Below are 20675 nucleotides of genomic sequence, written 5' to 3' on the forward strand. Positions count from 1 at the left end.
TTCACGGTCGGATCAGAGCCGCAGCGCGCCGTCGGCCAGCTCGTCGAAACGTTGCAGCGCTTCCTCGGAGTCGGCGTCGATACCGCGCAGCGGGCCGCGATCGGCGAGATAGCGCTGCGCATACAGCCGGGCGACCAGCGCCTTGCGATCACTGCCGCGGGTTGCGCCCTCCCAGGCCGCCTGCTCGGTGAGCAACGCAGCCGCGTAGACGTCGCCCATGAACTGAGTCAGCGGGAACAGCCGCGCCTCGGCGGTGTCGCGGTCGAGTTTGGACCACGCCGTAATCGCTGCGTCGAGATCCTCGATGCGCTCAGCCAACAGTCGCGTGGTCTCGTCATCATCGGACACCGATACGGCGTCGCGCAGCCGGGCCAGCAGCGGCTCGTGGGCGCTGCTCTGTGCGATGCCCCGCCGCACGTCCAGGCACAGAATGTTGTCCGGGCCCTCCCAGATGGTGTTGACCTGTGCATCGCGCAAAAGCCGTGCCACCGGCCAGGTTTCGATGTAGCCGTTGCCGCCGTGGATCTCGATGGCGTCGGAGGCCGCGGTGATGCCGAGCCGGCACACCTTGAGCTTGGTCACCGGCACCGCGATGCGTTGCCGGATGCTTCTGGGCTGGCGATGGTTGGTGGCGCCGGTGCCGTCGAACACCAGCGCCTGGGCGGCCTCGACGTCGACGATCAGCTCGGCCAGCTTGCGGCGCATCAGCGGCTTGTCGATCAGCGCCCCGCCGAAGGCCCGCCGCTGCCTGGCGTAACACAGCGACTCGACCAACGCCCGGCGGGCATTGCCGAGCGCGAACAGCGCGATACCCAGCCGCGCGGCGTTGGTGAGCTCCATCATGCGGCCCAGGCCCTTGCCGTCGGACGGCCCGGTATCGGCGCCTGGTTCGCCGGACAGCAGGAAGGCTTCGGCGTCGACGAATTCGACCTCGCCGGAGGCGACCGAGCGGGTGCCGAGCTTGTCCTTGAGGCGCCGGACGCGTACCCCGTTGCGGGAGCCGTCGCGGCGGGTGCGCAGCACCAGAAAGTTGGCGATGCCGCGGCTTGAGTCCGGCGCGCCTTCGGGTTTGGCCATTACGACGAAGGCCTCGCCGGCGCAGTTGGAGGCGAACCATTTGAAGCCGTTCAACAGCCAAGCGTCGCCTGCGCGCCGAGCCGTTGTCTCCAGTGCGGCCAGGTCCGAGCCGCCGGTGCGTTCGGTCAGCAGCTGAGCCGTCTCGCCGGCCCACTCTCCGGAGTCGAACTTGGCCAGCACGTGATCGCGCACGTCGGCCGGTGCATAGGCGGCCACCAGCGACTGGACCATGCCGCCGCCGGTGCCCAGTGCGCAGCCCATCCCGATGTCGGCCTGGTTGAGCAGGTAGTTGGAGGCGAACATCGCCAGTGTGGAGCGGTAACCCGCGCTGCGGGCCGCATCGCGCAGGTCCCGCTGGGCAGCCAGCACCGCACGCTTGGATTGGCTGAACGACTCCGGCATGACCACCCGGCTGATGTCGTGACCCCAGCGGTCGTAGCGTTCCAGCCGGGGCGGGTTGCGGTCGGTCTCGTCGGCCCAGCGGGTCACCGGGCCGCCCATCAGCTCACCGATGCGGGTCAGCTCGGGTTCGAGCACCGCCAGCTCGTCGGGCGGTAGGTAGTAGGCCATTGTGAACTGCAGGGTGGGATCGGTGCTATACCAATTGAGACCTGTTGCCCCGCAATAGTTTTCGGTGCGGTAGCGCTCCGACTTCTCCGGGGTGGCGAAGGGCAGTCGGTCGACGGCCTCAAAGTCGTATTCGCTCATGCCGCGACCGTATTACAAATACGGTTAAACGGGCGCGACAAACTCCGACGTGTAGAACTCGGCCGGATCTTGGGAATGCTCATTCGGGCGCTCGATAATCACCCAGACGCCCGTCGTGCCCGGCCGAATGGTGTCTCGAATGGTCGCGTTGCCCCGGCCGGATCCGTCGATATCAAGCCCCGTGAAAGCGGTGCCCGGCGACCCGGGGCCGCAGCCGCTCGACGCGGGCCGGGGCTCCTGAATCAGCCCGACGTCGAAGTGCATGCCCGGCTCGGCGCTGTTCACCATGTTCACCTCCGCGACCACGGTCGACCCGGACTTGTGGATGAGGGCCGAACCGGTACCCAGCGGCGGTTGGGGAACCGCGGGCGCGTAATTGGTGCGGCTGAAATCGCACTGCCGCAGCGCCGAACGCAATGCGACGATGGTGCCGCCGCTTGAACCGGGCGAAGCCGCGGCGGTATTCGCGCCGAACATCGCCGAGGAAGTTGAAAGAGTGATTGCCGCCGCGGATACCCCTAAGCGTGTCAGAGCGCGCATTTGACCCACCATCTTTTTACCTATTGGGTTGGCCCCGACCGAATTGAGTAATTGACGAAATTCGGGAACTTAAACCTGACGGTCGGGAAATCAGCGCGGTTCAGCTGCGCGCGGCGGCGCGGGCCGGCCCCAGCCCGAGGTAGCCGGCCAGCGCATTGCCGACGGCGGCGGCGCCAAATGCGGTGGGGTGCAAGGCAACTGCGGGCGCCGGTACCGCATACCCCTCGGTGTACCGTTGCGCCGGCGGTGCGCACATGTCATGGCCGGTGGACATCGGCCGGGTGTCGAAGTAGTCGATCCCCTTGGCGGCCGCGAGTCGACGTTGGCGTTCATCGAGCTCGTTGAGCTTGGCCTGCAGGTAGTCGGAGTCGCGCGCGAGCACCGGCTGCGCGGGAAAACAGCCCCCGGGCCGGATGAGGGTCCCGTAACCGACCAGCACGATTCGGGAGTGTGGCGCTTTGGCCCGGACCTGGTCGATCATCGTGGCCCAGACCGGCGCCTCGGCGGCGATCTGGGCGGCAATGCGGTCGACATCGCCGACGACGAATCGGGTGGTGCAGGGCGTGGGGTTGGCCGACCTGACTTCGCAGGCCTCTGCGTCCGAGGCCAAGCCGACATCGTTGGCGCCGATGGTGATCGTGATGAGATCGGTGGCGGGGCCGACGGCGTCGAGTTGGCGGTCGACCAAGCCGGTGCGGGTCTGCTGTTGCCGGCTGATGATGTCCAGGGTGTGCGCGCCGCTGCAGGTCGCGTCGACAAACCGGATCGGCTTGAGTCGTGCGGCCAGCACCGACGGATAGTTGTGGGTCGACTTGTGACACCCCTGGGGCGGGGCCTGCTCTGGTACGCCGGGTGCGGCGGCGACGGAGTCACCCATCGCAACGTAGTTCAGCCGGGCGGCCCGCCCGGGCCCGGACGCCGGCGCGGCGCAGGCGAGCGCCACCGCGCCCACCAGCGATGCGATAGCCGCACGCGTCCAAACCATCCATCTAGTGTCCAGGTCGGTATGACAACCTTGCTGGATGGTCGGTGGATCCGGGATATCGCGACGTCAACTGGGTGTGGCCGCTTGTGCTGTAGCGATCGGCCTGACCGCTTGTGGTTCCCGGACGAGCAAGTCTGCGGGTGGTGCGCCCGATGCGGCCGAAGTCACGGCGCAGACGTTGGGCTACACCGTCAACGTCGACAAGCCCGGCGGCGGCCCCGGATACCTCTTCTTCGTCTCCGGTACCACGGCGGCAGATCCCGGCACCACCGCGCGGCCGGCCGTGCTGGTGATCGCCGACCGGACCGGAAAAGTCGTCTGGCAACGGCAATTGCCAACCGGCCAGACCGCCGGCAACTTGCGGGTCCAAAGCTATCAAGGCAATCCGGTGCTCACCTGGTACCAGGGCCTCAAAAAAGGCGGCCACGGCCTGGGCGTTAGCTACCTGGCCGACGCCCACTACAACGTGATCGCCACCCTGACGCCGGGCGGGGATCTGTCGTCGGACATCCACGAATTCCGGCTCACTCCCGAAGGGCACGCACTCATGACGTCCTATCAGGAGGTGACGACCGACCTGACGGCCATCGGCGGACCCCGCGACGGCAAGATCTACAACTGCATTGCCTCCGTGGTGGACGTTGCCGCTAAAAAGCCGCTGTTCCAATGGGATGCGCTCAGTCACGTGCCGATCACCGATTCACCGGCCACCTACACGGCCGGGCAAACGCTGGATCCCTATCACATGAACTCGATCGCGCTGGATCCCGCGGGCAATCTGGTGATCAGCATGCGCGCGATGTCCACCGTGTTCAATGTCGATCCGCGCAGCGGTGTCATCAATTGGCAACTGGGCGGCCGGCATTCGACGTTCGCCTTGGGTGACGGGGTCGAGTTCGCCTACCAGCACGACGCCGAGATGCCCGACGCCAACACGCTCACCTTGTTCGACAATCACTTCGAAGGCAACAACGGGCAAACGAGCGGCGGCCCGGTTCCGACCAGCCTGAAATGGATCGGCCTCGATTTCGCCGGCCGGCGCGCCACCCTGCTCCGGACGCAGACCCATCCCGACAAACTGAGCACCGGCGCCATGGGTAACCTACAACAGCTGCCGGGCGGCAATACCTTCTCCGGCTGGGGCACCGCCGGGCACATAGCCGAATTCACCCCGGCCGGCGACATGGTTTACGACGCCACCCTTACCGGCGGCACCTATCGCGCCTTCCTCAACGAGTGGACCGGTGATCCCGTCGAACCACCGACCCTGAACTTCACCGACGACACCGCCCACGCCGTCTGGAACGGCGCCACCGAGGTGCGGCGGTGGCGGCTGCTATACGGGCCCGAAAGTCGTTCCATGACAACACTTTCCACCGTCGACTGGTCCGGTTACGACACGGCGATCCCGGTGCCTGCGGGCAAAACTGCGGGCAAACCTGCGGGCAAACCTGCGGGCAATGGCGGCTATTACCAGCTGCAGGCGCTGGACGCCGGCGGTGGCGTCATCGCCCAGTCGGTGCCCGTTCCGCGCTGAGCGCATCGACGGGCAGCGTTACGGCCCGATCCGGATCTTGCCGGGCGACCACAATCCGCTGCGGGTCGCGGTACCCAAGTCCAGTTGTGCCGGGGGCGCGTCGACCAGGGTGTCGAACTTGCGCAGCGAACCCCAGTCGCGGGCCCAGTCGCGGGACAGATAGGTGGCCATCACGTGGGCGCGCAACAGCAGGTCGGTGATCCCGAGCAGGCCGCCGTTGGTGCCGTCCTCCCAGGTGTCGGTGTCCAGCTTCTTGGCGTTGTAGTCCGGCGTGATGCGGAACTTCGGTATCTCGGTGACGCCGTTGACGTGCAGCATCGGCTGCTGACACGGGAAGGCCAGCCCCACCGCCCAGTCCAGCAGCACCGGCTGCGCCGAGCCGACGTACTCCTGCAGCGACCGCAGCTCCGGCACCCGCGGCGGGGTCACCGCGATCCAGTCCTCCGGCGTCAGCGACAAGTCCTCGGCCACCACCCGGACGGCGACGGCGTCGGCGGGAATCCGGTCGCGGGCAAAGCGCAGGTTGCGCCACGCCTTGGGCTGCTCGCCGTACAGGTCGTCGGGTACCAGCCGGCCGCTCGGCACCAAATCCCCAGCGGGACTGGGCTTTCCGTATTCCAGGACCACGGTCTGGCCGGCGGTGTAGTGGTGCAGCACGCTGTTGCCGGCGATCTTGCCCGCCGCGGTGATGACCACCAGCGGATGCCCGTCGTCGGCCTTGGGCAGCAGATACCACGCCGAGGCGAGCCTGCTTTGCTGCTGCGCACCGGTGGCATAGGTGCCGGCCAACGGCACCCGGGCCGGATCAAGCTGGTAGGGCAGCGGCACCGTGGAGCCGTTGATGCCCGGCGTCTTCAGCTTGGTGGGCGCGTCCCAGTCGTAATCGGTGCCGGGCTGGTTGGGCTTCATCACCATCGCCTCGGCGACGGTGTGTTCCGGCACGCCGTCGGGGGTGAAGCCGACGGGGTTGACACCACCCAGCGGCCCCAGCGGACCGTAATCGCCGGGAACGGGCGTCATGAAGCCGGCGTTGGGGTCCGGTTCGACGAGCACGTCGTCGGCCAGGCCGCAGCCGCCGGTGAACGCCCGCAGGTTGGACCAGCCGTTGGAGTAGGTGGGGTACTGCCGCACGATCCCGATGCCCATCGAGGCCACGAACACCAGCGCCATGAAGCCGGCCGCCAGCGACACCGGCGCTGTGGTCAAAGCCCGGGTCAGCCGGCCCTCGCCACTGCCGCGGGGCGCGAAATGCAGCCAGGCGGCGTACAAGGCGGCAAGCCCGAACAGAATGAAAAAGATTGTGCTGACCGTGATCCCGGCGATCTTGGGCATGGTGCTGTTGAACGGCACACCGTAGCTGGAGACATACCACCAGCCGTTGGTGGTGGCGAAGCACAACGCCAGCATGAAGAACACCGCCGCCAGGAACGCCATCCGGTTCCGCGACCAGCGCAATACCGATGGCGATACCAATACCGTCGTCAACGCCGCCATCGCGGCCCCCACCGCGGCGAACAGCCCGAAGTGGTGCACCCACTTGGTGGGGGTGAACATCAGGAAGAACATGGTGCCGAAGATGACACCGGCCAGCCGCCAGGCCGGCCCGCGGGCCACGCCGCGAATTCGCTTGCGCCGCAACATGATAAAGACGGCGGTGAACAGGCAGAGCGCGGTGATGAGGAAGCCGAACCGGCGTGACAGCGAGCCGTCGACGGTCGGCAGGATGAGGTAGTAGTAGCGCAGGTTCTCGGTGTACCAGGCTTGACTGGGCCCGATTTTGCTGCGAACCCGGGTGGCCTCCAACACCGTTGACAGCGTCTGGTCGGCGAACACCACCGTCAGGATGATGGTGCCGGCGGCCAGCATCGGCGACAGCAGCGGCAGCGTGCCGACCAGCCGACGGCGTTTGGCCAGGATCCGCAGGATCGGACGGCCACCGGCCACCAGCGCGGCCACCGCGATCAGGCCGGTCGGTTGCACGCCCAAGGTGAAGGCCGCGGTGATGATGGCCAGCGCCGCCGGTGTGAGCCGGCTGTACCGCATGGACCGCTCGATCAGCACGTAGGTGACCAGCGAGCCGAGCGCGATGATGCCTTCCGGGCGCAGCCCGTTGTCGAACGGCATCCACGCGGTAAGTAGCACCATGGCCGCCGCCCAGTTGGCCGGTTTGCTGGCCGCCACCGCCGGCCCCAGCCGGGGCAACACCTCGCGGGACAGCAGCAGCCAGCACACCAGTCCGGCGAACAGGTCGGGCAGCCGCATCCAGATGCTGGCGTCACTGACGTGCGTCATCAAGGCCAGCAGGTTGTAGTACCAGCCGAACGGGTCCTCTGGGCTGCCGAACCAGCGGAAATAGTTGGACATGTAGCCCGCGTGGTCGGCGACGCGCGCCATGCCCAGGATGTAGCCGTCGTCGGAGGAGTTGGCGCCCATCACGTGCCAGAGCAGGAACGCGAAGATCACCACGGTGTCCAGCAAGGTGAACGTGCGCCAGTTAGCCGGGATGCGGGGGCGCAGGCGCCCGCCCGGCGACGATGCAGGCCGGAACGGCCTGGGGAGGAGTTGGGCAATTGAGCCCCGGCCGTCGAGTTGGTCGAGGCGCCATAGCGCGGCCAGCGCGACGACGGTGGCCACGATGGCCCCGACGATCGCCAACAGCTTCAGCGTTGTCGGCGTGGTGGAGAAGCGGGTGTCGATGGTCGCCGAGAGCTTCAGTCCGGGCGGCGCCGGTCCGGTGAGGTCGGTGAATACTCCGACGATCTGCGGGCGCAGGTTGGGGTCCGGGAAGCCGCTGCGCAGCGGTGCACCCCGCGGATCTTTCAGCCCGACGAAGTGGGCGAAGGTGCCGGCGTGTGTGGAGGTGATCTCGATGTTCGAACATCCCGGCCCGTTTGCGCCGCCGACCACTAGATCGCGCGGCACCGACAGGATCACCACATTGCGGTCGGTGACGTCGACGCGCTGCTTGCTCACCACAACGAACAGCGCCTGCAGATTGGCGTCCTTGCCCTGCTTGGGTGCGGTGCCCAGGATCACCCCGCCGTCGGCGGGCATGCCGCGCACCATCTCGCACGGCACGGTGGCGGTGAAGTCGACCGGTGTCAGCGAAATCAACGGCGCCGTAACACTATTCAGCTGGCCCTGCTGCGGCCAGTTGAGCATCGCGGTGGTCTGCACGACGGGCAGCAGCGGTGTCGCGACCGACAGCGCAAAGCCGATCAGGCCGGCGATCGTGGCCACCCAGCGCGTCACCCGCACATCGCGGTTTGCGGTCAGCGGCTGGTCCCGGTCGGTCGTGACGGTCATGGCTCGGCTCATGGGAGAGCCCTAATCGGTCCTTGCCGGCTCCAGCCGTGCACCGTGATCACGCCTTCCTGGATGACGGCCTCGGGCGCCTGGTTGGGCGGCACCAACGGGTAGTACTGCTCCACCGTTCCCCAGTCGCGGTACCAGTCGCCGCGCAGATAGGTCGCGACGGTCGAGGTCCGCAGCAGGGCCTGGGTGAACATGAACGGTCCGCCGGTGGAGGCGGACTCCCACAGGTTCGACGAGACCGCGGTCTGCTTGTGGTCGGGCATGATGCGGAACTGCGGAAGTTCGGCGACGCCAAGGTGTTCGGAGAACGGCCGCTGGCAGGGGAAGTTGGCCGCGGTCGCGATGTCCATCAACACCGGGGTTTGCGACCCGATCAGCTGCTGCAGCGTCTGCAACACCGGAACCCGCGGCGGGGTGAACGCGAACCACTGCTCGGGGCTCAGGTTCGGGTCATAGGCGACGATGCGCGCCACGTCGGCCTCCGGCGGGGCCCAGTTCAAGGGGAAGCGCAGGTTGCGCCATGCGGGTTGGGGCCCAAGGTCGATCGGGAACACCTCGCCGAGCGGCGCGATGCTGCCGTCGGGCTTGGTGACGCCCCACTGCAGTTTCAGCGATTGGCCGTAGACGAAGTCGCCGTCCTCCTTATAGGACCAGATGGCGCCTGCGGCGGCGACGGCGACGATCGGCCGATCGGGGGATCGGGGCGGTAATTGGTACCAGGCCGAAGTGGCGCGCGCGGCCAGCGTGTTCTCGCCGTAGCTGCCCATCACCGGGGTACGGGCGGGGTCCAGCCCGAACGGCAGGGCCGCGTGTGACCCGTTCACTCCGGCCGGGCCTTTGCCGCCGGCGGTGCCCGCGGAGTCGGTGATGGCGGCGTTGGGTTTGTTGGGTGAGGCATCGGAATTGACCACGCCGGGTTTGCTCACCACCGGGTCGGATTTCAGGTCGTCGCCCACGCCTTCGGGTTTGAAGCCCAGCGGGTTGATGCCGCCGAGCGGGCCCCCGGGACCGAAGGTCTGGCCCGGAACCGGTTGCAGCATGCCGGCATTGGGGTCGGGTTCGGCCAGCACGTCGTCGGCCATGGCGCAGCTGGTGGGCGAAAGCCCGGATTCCAGCGCGGCCAGGTTGGCCTTGGCGGTGGTGTAGAGCGGGTAGCGCAACACCGCACCCTTGGCCATCGAGCCGACTTCGCCCAGCACCATGATGACCGCGACCACCAGCAGCGGTGTGGAGGCCAGGACGCGGTTGCGCCGGTTGTCCTTGACCTCGGTGTGGCCGGCGTAGTCCATCCGGAAGTGGTACCAAGCGGCCAGCAGTCCGGTCACGATCGACAGCATCAGGAACATCGTGGTCACCGGGTGGCTGGCGATGACGGGCTGGATGTCGTACCACGGCACGCCGTAGTTGCCGACGTAGAACCACCCGTTGATCCCCGAGGTGGCCCAGGCCAGCACGAACAGCAGCGCGGTGACGTACAGCGCGAGGTTGCGCCGGCTGTGCAGTCCGATCCGGGCGACGGTGAACGCGGTGACGGCGCCCAGGGCGCCGGCCAGCCCGGCGAACGCGCCGAACTGGATCGCCCACTTAGTGGGGGTGAAGGTCAACAGCAGCAGACCCAGCGCCGTGGTGCCGATCAGCCGCCAGGCAGGACCGCTGGCCAGCCCGGTTACCCCGCCCCGGCGCAGCAGCACGAACAGCACCCCGAACATGCACAGCAGCAGCACCAGCACCGCGAAGCGGCGGGCCATCGATCCGTCCGCATTGCTCTCGACGGTGAGGAAGTAGTAGCGCAGGAAGTCCTGGTACCAGGCGATCGTCGGCCCGACCTTGTATTTGATGCGGGCCGACTCGGCCACCGTGGCCAGCGTCTGGCTGCGGAAGACCACCACGGTGATCAGCGAAAACGCGGCGGCCAGGACGGCCAGCGGAGCCAGTAGACCGTCGGTGGCACGCCGGCGCCGGATGATCTGGGCGATGGCGCGCGCGCCGGTCAGCAGCGCGGCGACGGCAATCAAACCTTGGGGCGCCAGCGTCGCGGTAAGCGTCGCGACGATGATGGCGAGCGCCGCCGGAGCCAGCTTGCCCTGCGCGATCGCGCGTTCCACCAGCATCCAGGTCACCAGCACACCCAGGGCGATCAGCGGCTCGGGCCGCAGGCCGTTGTTGAACGGCAGCCAGGCCGCCACGAACACCGCCCCCGCGGTCAGCACGGCCACCCGGTTGGCCGCCAGACCGCCCTTGCCGGGCCCCAGCCGGCGCAGCACGCAGTGGCTGATCAGCAGCCAGCACGCAATCCCGGCCAGCGTGGCCGGTAGCCGCATCCACACACCGGCCGTGCTGATCGAGGCCATCCGCGCCAACACCGAGAAATACCAATCGAAGGGCGCCTCGGTGGTCCCGAAGTAGCGGTAGTAGTTGGCGATGTAGCCGGCCTTCGGCGCCACCCGGGCGATGGTGAGGTTGTAGCCGTCGTCCGACGAGATCGCGCCGATCACGTGCCAGAGCAGCAGCATCGCGATCACTCCGGCGTCGGCCAGCCAGGTGGCAAAGCCCACCCGTTTCAGCCAGGCCCCTAGACCAACACGCCAGGACGTGCGCCCGCGGCTGTGCCGGTCCAGAACGGCCAGGGCGACGATGGCGGTCAGCACGGCGAGCGCGCCCAGAATCATCACGATCTTCTTGACCAGGGTGGGCGCGGTGATGAAGCGGGTGTCGATGTCGATGCGGGCGGACAGCCCCGGCTGTGCGGGGACCTTCATATCGGTGAAGATCCCGCCGATCTGGGGCTTCTTCTCCGGAGCCAGGGTGCCCCGGGCGCCGGGAATGCCGACGAAGTCCGCGCCCGCGCCCCCGGCGTCGGCCCACATGTGCAGCACGCTGCAACCGCGGGCGACCGCCGCGCGCGATGCCGCCGCGGCCACGGTGTCGCGGAAGGCGACGACGATCGTGTCTTTGTCGGCGCGGACGAACAGCCCGTGCTTGCCGGTGTCCACCCCGCCGGCCGGCAGCGTGGACAGCACCAGGCCGCCGTCGGCGGGCAGGGTGGCCATGGCCGAGCAGGGGATGGAGATGTCCAGCGCGCGCGGTGCCCCGGAGACCAGCGGGGCGGTGATCTGGCTGACGTTGGTGCCGGGCCCGGTGGTGCCCTGCGGCCACAGGATCGTCGCCGTTGTCTGCCGCACCGAGAGCAGCGGAACCAGGAGACACAGCAGCAGGCCGGCGATTCCTGAGACGACGGCTACCAACCGGGCGATCCGGTGGGATCGCTCATTACCGTCGTGGGGCACGAGGGTCGATGGTAGGCGACGCGGCTGACGGCTTTTCGGATGCCGGGCCGCGCAGCGCTATCCCGCGAACGGCGGGCGGGCCATCACGGTGGGCCGAAACCCGTAGCGAGGCCCGCTACCTGCCGTGCCCGCACCCGCACCGGCCAACGGCATGCCACCCAACAAATTTCCCGCCGCCGCGGTCTCGGGGGCCTCGACGATCTGGTCGATTTGTCGTAGCGCCCCGGGCACAGCGGCGGGGGCCGCCGCCGACGGAGCCCATGTCGGAGGTACCGACAGCTTGCCGATGGAGTTCGCGCTCGCCAGACTCGCCGCTACCGGTCCACCGCCGCCCAGAGCGCCCGCCGCGCTAGCGGCTGCCGGCGCGGCCGCGGCAGCGGCCCCGGCCGCCGCTTCGGCGGCCTGCGGTCCGATCATCCCCAATGCCCGCGCCGAGCCAATCAGGCTGTTGCCGATACCGATGCCGAAGTACGGCAGGCCGGTGGTGTTGTAGATCAGCTGCGACACCGGCACGTACCAGGTCAGGAACGCCTGCAGCCAACTCGGGATCGAGGAGGCCCCCGCCGCGTTGAAGATCGACGAGATCGGTGTGGAAAGCCCTTGCAATGCGCTGGGCAGCGCCGAGAGCAATTGCGCCAGCGCGGTACCGGCAGCGGTGCCCGCGGCCTGCGTGACCGCGGCGGCCTGCCCTGCTGCACCCGCCGGGTTGGTGGTCTGTGGCGGCGGGGCGAACGGCGTGACCGCCGCGGCGCTGGCCGACGACCCGGCATAGGCGTACATCGTCATGGCGGCCTGGGCCCACATTTCGCCGTACTGGGTTTGATTGGCCGCAATCGCGGGGGCGTTGAGACCCAGCAGATTGGTCGAAACCAGCGATGACAGCTGGGCCCGGTTCGCCGCGATAACCGGCGGGGGCACCATCGACGAGAATGCGGTCTCGAAGGCCGCCGCGGCTGCGGTTGCCTGTTTGGCCGCCTGCTGAGCCTGGCCCGCCGTCGCGCTCAGCCAAGCCACATAGGGAATCACCGCGGTGGCCATGGCCGCCGCGGCGGGCCCGAGCCACTCCTCGCCGCTGAGCGTCTTGATCACCGCGTCATACCCGGCGGCGGTCGCACCCAACTCGGCGGCCAGTCCGTTCCACGCCGACGCTGCGGCCATCATCGGCGCCGAGCCCGGACCGGCATACATTCGCGCGGCGTTGACCTCCGGCGGAAGCGCTCCGAAATCCATTCGCTAACAACCCCTTACGACTATCCGGCGACTACCGGGCGGTGCACGACCGTGGGACTGAAACCTTGGCGGCGCTGGCCGAAGCTGCTGGAGCGCCCGCGGCCGCTCACCGGCAGGCCGCGCAGCAGGCTCGCCGTTCCGCCCGTCGCCGCGGGACGGACGAAGCCGGCCGGCGATGCCGCGGCGGCCGCCGGGGGCGCCGACGGACTCGCGGGCGCCGGCAGCCACGTCGACGGCACCGACAGCCGACCTACGTTGGCGGCCTCGCCCAGCGTCGCCGACACTTCGATTGCGGCGCCATGCGCCAGCACCGGCGCGAGAGACCCCGCCCCGGCCCGCGCTGCACCGTCCGCCGTCGCCAGCGTTGCGCCACTCGGCGCCATGATCAGCATCTGCGCTATCTGCTCGATGTTCAGCGTGTAACCGGCCCCGTCGTAGATGAATCCTTCGGCGGTGGCCAACGAGGCGAGCAGCACGGCCCATTCGGTAGGCGTCAGGCCGGTGGCGGCCGTGGTTGCCGCCGCACCGACCACGCCGACGATGCTCGGTGGCGGCGTGAACGGTGTCAGCGCGGCGGCCATCGCCGCCGACTCCGCGTAGCCGAACATGGCGGCGGCGTCCTGGGCCCACATCTCGGCGTAGTGGAATTCGGCGGCGGCAATCGCGCCCGCGTTCTGGCCGAACAGGTTGGTCGCGATGAGCATCATCAGCAAAACGCGGTTCGCGGCGACCGCCGGCGGCGGCAACGTCATCGCGAAGGCCGTTTCGTAGGCCACCGCGGCGGCTCTTGCCTGGGTGCTTGCCGTCTCGGCCTGTGCGGCGGTGGCGCTCAACCAGGCCACATACGGGCCGACGGCGGCGACCATGACGGCGGACGCCGGTCCGATCCACGCCGAGCCGGTGAGCTCCGAGATCACCGAGCCGTAGCCGGCGGCCGCCAGCGCCAAGTCGGAGGCCAGCTCGTCCCAGGCGGACGCGGCGGCCAGCAGCGGTGCGGAGCCGGGGCCGGCGTACATGCGACCGGAGTTGATCTCAGGGGGCAAGGCCCCGAAATCCATCAGCATCGATTGTTGGTCCGCCTCAGGTAGTTGTTAGCCGCGCCGACGTTCAGACAAAGTTGCTGGCTGTGAGGCTAAAGTGCACACGGCCCTTGCGCTGAGCGGGAGGCAAACGGCGATCAGGCCGATGCCCGGCCGCGCCTAGGACGCCGCGATGACGGCGCGACGGCGCCTTGTGGTTGCTCGGTATGCGCACCCATATGGGATTTCACCTGCGCAGATGATTCAGCCAGCCGCCGCACGCGAGCAGCCGTCGCGGTGCCGTCGGTAACCGGATGTCGCCCGCGTGACGCAACCGAAACTTGCGCTCCACACAAAAAATCAGGCCGAGAAAAAGATGTCTATCGCAATAGTTCCACATGCATATACTCCGCTTGCGGATCGTTTGCTCGGGTGCTGTCGTCCGCCGACACGACCAGTTCGCGGACTGGCCGCGCCGGAGGTGGGGCCGGGCTACTCTGCCAGTAATGACGAGGACCGCGGTTTTGGCCGGTGCAAGCGGGGCCGTGGGCGGCGAGGTGCTTCGGGCGCTGCTCAAAGACTCTGATTGGGGACGGGTTCATTCGTTGGTGCGCCGCCCGGGCGGGACCGAGGACCCGAAGTTGAGCGAGCACGTCGTCGACTTCGACGAGCTCGACGCGCAGCGCGAGTTGTTCGCCGACGCTGACGTCTTCTGCTGTCTGGGCACTACGGCATCGCAGGCGGGTTCCAAGGAGGCGTTCCGCAAGGTCGACTACGGCTACGTCGTCAAGCTTGCGCAGCTGGCCGCCGACGCCAACGCACGGCAGTTCCTGCTGGTGTCCGGCATCGGCACCAGCCCGAAATCGCCCTTCTACTACAGCCAGGTGAAAGCCGAGGCGGAGCGGGCGGTTTCGGCAATGCCACTGCCCGCGGTCCAGATCTTCCGGCCCTCGCTGCTGCTGGCGTCACGCCCGGACAGCAGGCCCGCCGAAGACGCGTTCAAAAAGCTGACGCCGCTGGCGAATCTGCTGCTGATCGGCCCGCTGGCCCGCTACCGTCCGGTCGCCACCGCAGAGGTTGCGCGCCACATGGTCGAGGTGGCCAAGGCGCAGAAACCCGGTGTGCACGTTCACTATTCGAAATCACATGTGGGCGGGCCGAATCGGTCATCGCCGAACTCGAGGCGCTGACCGCCGAACACCCGCTTCGGGAACCGCTTCGGCATCGACCCCGGTCCGACGCTCACCGCGTTGCATGAGCGCATCCTGCGCCAAGAGCCCGTCGGTGCCCAGCGCGCCGCCATCCGTTACTAGGGGCCACCATCCGGATCGGCCCTTCCACCGATAACGACGTCGTCATCGAGGACACCGACGTCAGACGTCATCACGCCGTAAGCCTCGATGCGGGAACGGGTTTCATGAACACCGATCTACGGTCGACCAACGGCGTCGAGGTAGGCGGCCAGGCCGTCCAGGGTAGCGCCTGGCTTGCCGACGGCGACCAGATCTGTGTCTGCGGGCACGCGTTCACCTTCGAGGTTCGCCGCGGCTGAATCCCGCGCAGAATTCTGCAAGAATCTCGCGACTGACGGGCAAGGGGCGCGCCCGCACGCTAGCCCGGTGAACTCGAAGTCGCCTTTCGCGCCGGCGACCCGCGCCGCTGCCCACGGCTGCTTTCGTGGCTTGTCGCTTGGGGATTGGCCGCTATGCGGCCGGATGACGGCTGGTGTGCTAACCCCGGCGCAGCGGCGCCGGGTTCCACAACCCACTGCGGGTCACCGTACCCAATTCCAGGTGGGCCGGCTGCGCGTCGGGGTAGTAGGGCGTTAAGCGTTGCAACGCGCCCCAGTCCCGGAACCAGTCGCCTTTGAGATAGCTGGCTACCGTCGTCGCGTGCACCAGCAGCTCGGTCACGCCCAGCGGGCCACCGCCGTTGTTGTCCATCACCGGTGAGTTGGCCTCGGCGCCGAACCGGTCCGGCAGGATGCGCCATTTCGGGGTTTCGTCGAGGCCGTTTTGATGGCCGAACGGTCGCTGGCATGGGAACGCCAGACCCACCAGCCAGTCCAGGAACACCGGATCCTTCGAACCCACCACGTCTTGTAGCGTGCGCAGCTTCGGAATCCGCGGCGGAGTGAGCGCGATCCAGTGCTGGGGTGCCAGGTCGTTGTCGTCGGCGACCAGGCGAACCTGGGTCGCGGAGCTGGGGATGGCCGACAGCGGCGCGCGCAGGTTGCGCCAGGCCGGCACGGCGCCGACATCGGCGAATCCCATTGAGCCACTGTGGTGTCCGGCGGCGGCTTCCTCGTCGGTGGCCCACTGCACCTGGACCTCGCGCGGGTCGAAGCGGCCGGCGGCCGATACCACCAGCAGCGGCGTCTTGGCGCGCTGATCCTTCGGCGGCAGCCGATACCAGCCCGACCGCAGCATGGCCGGTACCTGGATGCCGGCTCGCCAGCTGCCCAGCACCGGGGTGCGGGCCGGGTCGAGGTTGAACGGCAACCGCGCCCGCGAGCCGTTGATCCCGGCCGCGACGGTGGTGCCGCCCTCGGTGCCGGCTTCGGTGCCCGTGATCATGCCGTCGTCGTTGACGAAACTGCGGTCGCCCGGGCGCTCCATCACCGGGTCGGCGGAGACGTCGGCGGGAATACCGTTGGGCGTGAACGCTTCTGAAAGTCCGGCGCCAAGGGCGTCTGCCACTGGAGCACCCACCGGCGTCAGCATCCCGTCGTCGGGGTTGAGCTCGACCAAGACGTCCTCGGCCAGCCCGCAGGTCTTGCCGGTGAGCGCTTGCAGGTTCGACCGGCCCACCGTCCACGCCGGATACTGCGTGGTCATCGCCAGGGTCAGCGACACCACTTCGAACGTCACCAGCAGCCACGTCGCAATTGCCAATGGGGACTGGACGATTCCGGCCAGCCGGGTTCCGAATCGGGTTCGCGGCGGTCCGTCGGCGGTAGCGATGAAGTGGAACCACGCCGCCAGCAGCAGCACCAGCACGGTCAGCGCCAACAGTGCGGTGGTGAAGCCGAACCGCCACTGGGGGAACGAATTAGACCATGGCACACCGAAATTGGACACATACCACCAGCCGTTGACGCTGGCGAAGGAGAGCGCCACCAAGAACAGCACCACGGCGGCGAACATGGTTCGGTTGCGTCGCGAACGCATGGCCCTGGCCGTCACCGCCACCGCGGCCAGGGCACCCAGTGATCCGGCCAGCCCGGCGAACACGCCGAAATGGTGTGTCCACTTGGTGGGGGTGAACATCATCGCCAGGAACGAGATGATGGTGATCCCGACGATGCGACGGCTTGGTCCGGCGGCGGTGCCCGGAATTCGCCCCTTGCGCAACGACATTGCCACCGTGATGGCCAGCGCGAGAATCAACGCCAGCACCGCGAAGCGCCGGGCCACCGAACCGTCGGGGCTGGCCATGAACAGTCGCTCGTAGCGGATGTGCTCGTCGAACCAGCTCAGGCTGGGTCCCAGCGCGCGCTTGAGGGCGGTCGCCTGCATTTCGCCGGCCAGGGTCTGGTCGCGGAAGATCAGGATGACGGTGACCGTGGTGGCGGCCACGATGGGGGCCAAAAGCGCCAGCGCGCCGAACTGTTTGGAGCGCCGGTGCACGATGGTGCGCAACGGCCCGATCGCGACCAGCAGCGCCCCGATCGAGGCGATACCCGTCGGCCCGGAGAACAGCGTCAGCGCGCCGATGATGCAGGCGGTCGCCACCGGCAGTAGCCGGTTGGTGGCCACCGCCCGCTCCACTGAGCACCAGGTCAGCAGGATGCCCAGGGCGATGATCGGCTCGGGTCGCAGGCCGTTGTCCAGTGGCAACCACACCGCCAGGAACATGCCGGCAGCCGTCCAGGCCGCGGCCCTGCTCTGCTTGACGGCGTGGCCCAGCCGCGGGATGACTTCGCGGCTGATCGCCCACCAACAGGTCAGCGCCATCAACAGAGTGGGCAGCCGCATCCAGATGCTGGCGGTGCTGACATGCGCCCAGAGCGCCAGCAGGTCGTAGTACCAGCCGAACGGCGCCTCGGGCGTACCCAGCCAGCGGTAGTAATTCGCCATGTAGCCGGCATGTTCGGATACCCGGGCCATGGTCAGGATGTAGCCGTCGTCAGAGGTGTTGGCCCCGACGAAATGCCACCACACCAGCACCGCGATCACCAGAGCGTCCAGCCCGCCGACCGACCACCAGCGCGCGGGCAGGAAGCGCCGGTGCCGGGTGCCGTCGGCGGTATCCAGCAGGTGCAGGGCGATCAGGGCGCCGGCGGTCATCACCAGCCCCAGGATCATCGCCGCCATCTTCAGCGCGGTGGGGCTGCTGCTGTAGCGGGTGTCGACGGTCGCCGAGAAGCTCAGCCCCGGCGGTGCCGGTCCGGACAGGTCGGTGAAGATGCCGACGATCTGCGGGCGGAAGTCGTAGCCGCCCTTCTCGCCGCGCAGCGGCTCGCCCGGATGCTCGGTGTTGGGTCCCTGCCTCAGCCCGACGAACTCGGCGACGACCTTGTCGGCGTGCGCGGTGAACGTCAGGCGCTGGCAGGCCGGGCTGAGCACCTGGCTCAGCGGCGCGCTGACCACCGGAACGTTGCGCACGATCAGCACCAGGTCGTCGTTGGCGCGCTGCAGTAGCAGACCCCGGTCGATGGCCTTGGGCGCCTGCTTGGGCACGGTCGACAGCAGCACCGTCTTGTTGGTGTTCTCCGGTCCGGCCAGTCCGGCCGCGGCCTGACAGGGCACGCTGATGTTCAGGTCGGTGGCGACGTAGCTGATCAGGGGCGCTTCGACGCTGCTGAAGGTGCCGTTCTGCGGCCAGTTCAGTTGGGCGGTGGTCTGCTTGACCGGCAGCAGGGGGGTGGCCAGCGCCAGCACCGTGCCCAGCAGACCGGCTACGACGGCGATGTACCGAGCGATCCGGTAGTTTGCTCCCGCGTCGCTCACGGAGGTAGATGGTAATTGCTTGGCGACGACCGGCGAGGTTTCGGTAGCCATCAGGCGCCCGCCACCGGCTTGCGGACGGCCAGTACGAACGGGCCGATGGTTTCCACGGCGAACCGCGGATCGGCGAACAGCGCGGACTTGAGGTCGACGGTGTAGCGGCGAACGTTGGGCTGGTTGGGGTAGACGTCCTCGGCCAGCCGCAACGTATAGGTATTGCCCGCACCGCGGCGCATCAGGAAGACCGTCGGCGCCGGCCAGGGCAGCTGGTCCAGGGCGTGGATCAGCTCATCGGCCGTCTTGAGCTTGGACCAGCTCTCGATCCGTGCGGCGCGCTTGTCGAACTGGGCCAGCGGGTTCGCGTAGTGCGACGTCAAGCCCTGGAAACCCCAGTAGGGGTAGTAGGACAGGAAGCTGTAGTCGGCGGTCAGGACGACGGTTTGGTCGCGCGGCTTGCCGGTGGCGCGCTGGATGGCTTGGTCGATGGCCGGGTAGTACTTCTCGCTGCTGGGTGGCCGACGGTCGCCGCGCTGGCCGTTGCCGTCGGTGTCGGTGTAGGCGATGGTCAGGTCGGGCCGCAGCACGTCGGGGATGTCCTGGCTGAACGCGATGGCGCCGGTGAGGCCGATCGCGGCGGCTATCGGAAGGGCGGCGCGGGTGCGCTTGGACAGCGCCTGTGCGGCCTCGACGAAGCCGAACACCCCGGCGGCCACCAGCAGCACGCTCAGTGTCGGCTGCAGGCGGAAGGACAACAGTGTGGTGCGCGCGAGCGTGGTCAACATCGACAGCAGTGACCACAGGTAGATCGCCAGCACGGCGACGGCCAGGCCGCCGGCTCTGGCTGAGGTGCGCGCTTTCAGCACGAGCCACAGCGTGCCGAGCAGGCAGATCGCGCCGAGCAGCGAAAACTGCAGCATGGGGAAGGTCAGTTCGGCGCCGTCGGCGGGCAGGTAGTGCTGGGCGCTGCCGCTGTCGCTGACCGGGTTGGTGGCGGCCTTGAGCAGGTAGGGCAGCCAGGTGGTGGCTCCGATGGCCGCCGAGATGACGGCGATGACGGCCAGCCTGCGCAACGGGTCGAGCGCTGAGCGTTTGTCGTGGCGCCACCGCGATGCGGCCAGGAAAAGCGCCATCAGTGTGATGGTGAAGGCGCTGTAGGCCAGTAGCAGTGTGTACCAAGTGGCCGCGAAGCCCAGGAAAATGCCGGCGCCGACGACTGCGGCCCAGCCACGCCCCTTCGAGGCCAGGCCGAGCGTGAACCCAGCTTCACGCTCGGCCTCGAGCGTGCGGCCAGCTTCACGTTCGGCGGCGACGGCGCCGGCGGCGACGGCGACGGCGCGGGCGCCGGCGCGCAGGCCCGACCACGTCAGCACCAGCACCGGCGGCAGCAGCACCGTGATCATCGCGGCATAGGGCTCCGGCGAGCTGTAGGCCAGCGTCACCGCACTGGTAGCGATGGTGACCAGCAGCGCGTACTCGAAGCGGATCATCCGCCACCACAGCACCAGCGCGACGGCCACCGCGATGGTGATCGAGGTGATCGCCCAGGGCTTGAACATCTCCCAGGCCGGCATCCCGGTCAGGGCCGCGGCGCGCCCGCCGATCCAGAACCACCCCGGCGGGTAGAACGGCGGCAACCCGACATAGGTCATGTCGCGCAGCGCCGCGCTGTCGGTGAGCCGGGTCAGGTATTCGGTGCGGAACTGCTGGTCGACGGAGATCCCGAACAGATAGAGCTTGGTGGCACCCAGCGGCATGCCCAGCGTCACCACCGTGAACGCGGATACGAACACCAGCCCGGCCAGCCGGGCCAGCACACGGAATCGCCCGCGCCGCCAGACCCACCCGGCGGCCACCAGCCCGGCCAGGCAACCGACCTGACCGACGGTGGTCAACGCGTGCAGCTGGTTCGACGACGGGAAGGCCGGCCACTGCACTTGGGCGATGGCGATCAGGGCCACCACCGCGACCACGACGGCCACCAACACCGCCAGTGCCATCTGGCCGAGCGTGGCCAGTGCATTGCGCATG

12 protein-coding genes and 1 pseudogene are annotated in these 20675 nt (G+C 68.4%); 4 read left to right on the forward strand and 9 right to left on the reverse strand.

What is annotated here, in order from left to right; all coding sequences use genetic code 11:
- Window positions 1–12: 12 nt before the first annotated feature.
- The 3 genes from BST12_RS15620 to BST12_RS15630 all read right to left on the reverse strand — a co-directional run bounded on the left by BST12_RS15620 (window position 13) and on the right by BST12_RS15630 (window position 3310).
- A complete protein-coding gene (locus tag BST12_RS15620) occupies window positions 13–1785 on the reverse strand; it encodes an acyl-CoA dehydrogenase family protein (protein ID WP_083114036.1) in 1773 nt (590 codons plus the stop codon).
- A 24-nt stretch (window positions 1786–1809) separates the two neighbouring features.
- Window positions 1810–2202 (reverse strand): hypothetical protein, encoded by a 393-nt coding sequence (locus tag BST12_RS15625; RefSeq protein ID WP_245850335.1) that lies wholly within the window; start codon window positions 2200–2202, stop codon window positions 1810–1812.
- Between the two features lie 223 nt (window positions 2203–2425).
- The gene (locus BST12_RS15630) at window positions 2426–3310 is read right to left on the reverse strand and encodes an SGNH/GDSL hydrolase family protein (protein ID WP_083114037.1); all 885 of its coding nucleotides are present in this window, start codon (window positions 3308–3310) and stop codon (window positions 2426–2428) included.
- A 37-nt stretch (window positions 3311–3347) separates the two neighbouring features.
- Between BST12_RS15630 and BST12_RS15635 the strand changes: the two genes are divergently transcribed.
- Window positions 3348–4847, forward strand: coding sequence for an arylsulfotransferase family protein (locus BST12_RS15635; protein WP_083114038.1), 1500 nt, complete (start codon window positions 3348–3350; stop codon window positions 4845–4847).
- An 18-nt stretch (window positions 4848–4865) separates the two neighbouring features.
- Here BST12_RS15635 and embB read toward each other — a convergent pair whose 3' ends face one another.
- From embB to BST12_RS15655, 4 genes are read right to left on the reverse strand one after another with little or no spacing between them, the layout of a single operon-like run.
- Entirely contained in the window at window positions 4866–8153 is a 3288-nt protein-coding gene (embB, locus tag BST12_RS15640; protein ID WP_083114039.1) for an arabinosyltransferase EmbB, read from the reverse strand.
- An 8-nt stretch (window positions 8154–8161) separates the two neighbouring features.
- Complete coding sequence (locus BST12_RS15645; protein ID WP_083114040.1) at window positions 8162–11449, reverse strand: arabinosyltransferase domain-containing protein; 3288 nt, start codon at window positions 11447–11449, stop codon at window positions 8162–8164.
- 57 nt (window positions 11450–11506) lie between these two features.
- Complete coding sequence (locus tag BST12_RS15650) at window positions 11507–12679, reverse strand: PPE family protein (protein ID WP_083114041.1); 1173 nt, start codon at window positions 12677–12679, stop codon at window positions 11507–11509.
- A 20-nt stretch (window positions 12680–12699) separates the two neighbouring features.
- Window positions 12700–13737 (reverse strand): PPE family protein, encoded by a 1038-nt coding sequence (locus BST12_RS15655; RefSeq protein WP_083114042.1) that lies wholly within the window; start codon window positions 13735–13737, stop codon window positions 12700–12702.
- Window positions 13738–14204: 467 nt separating this feature from the next.
- On the opposite strand from BST12_RS15655, the pseudogene BST12_RS33435 reads away from it, so the two are divergent.
- The 3 genes and pseudogenes from BST12_RS33435 to BST12_RS33445 form a co-directional block, all read left to right on the forward strand.
- Window positions 14205–14603: pseudogene (locus BST12_RS33435) on the forward strand (NAD(P)H-binding protein); the annotation flags it as partial.
- Window positions 14561–14956 carry a BTAD domain-containing putative transcriptional regulator gene (locus BST12_RS33440; RefSeq protein WP_245850343.1) on the forward strand — a complete coding sequence of 132 codons (396 nt, stop codon included), beginning with the start codon at window positions 14561–14563 and terminating at the stop codon, window positions 14954–14956. The pseudogene BST12_RS33435 and the gene BST12_RS33440, both read left to right, overlap by 43 nt.
- A gap of 69 nt (window positions 14957–15025) precedes the next feature.
- Window positions 15026–15250 carry an FHA domain-containing protein gene (locus tag BST12_RS33445; protein ID WP_264062735.1) on the forward strand — a complete coding sequence of 75 codons (225 nt, stop codon included), beginning with the start codon at window positions 15026–15028 and terminating at the stop codon, window positions 15248–15250.
- Window positions 15251–15428: 178 nt separating this feature from the next.
- Here the strand turns inward: BST12_RS33445 and BST12_RS15670 are convergent, their stop codons facing one another.
- Entirely contained in the window at window positions 15429–18701 is a 3273-nt protein-coding gene (locus BST12_RS15670) for an arabinosyltransferase domain-containing protein (protein WP_083114044.1), read from the reverse strand.
- Window positions 18701–20674 (reverse strand): galactan 5-O-arabinofuranosyltransferase, encoded by a 1974-nt coding sequence (locus BST12_RS15675; protein ID WP_083114045.1) that lies wholly within the window; start codon window positions 20672–20674, stop codon window positions 18701–18703. Before BST12_RS15675 ends, BST12_RS15670 begins: the two co-directional genes overlap by 1 nt.
- Between the last annotated feature and the right edge of the window lies 1 nt (window position 20675).

Origin of the sequence: Mycobacterium angelicum (genome assembly GCF_002086155.1) — a bacterium.
Classification (GTDB): domain Bacteria; phylum Actinomycetota; class Actinomycetes; order Mycobacteriales; family Mycobacteriaceae; genus Mycobacterium; species Mycobacterium angelicum.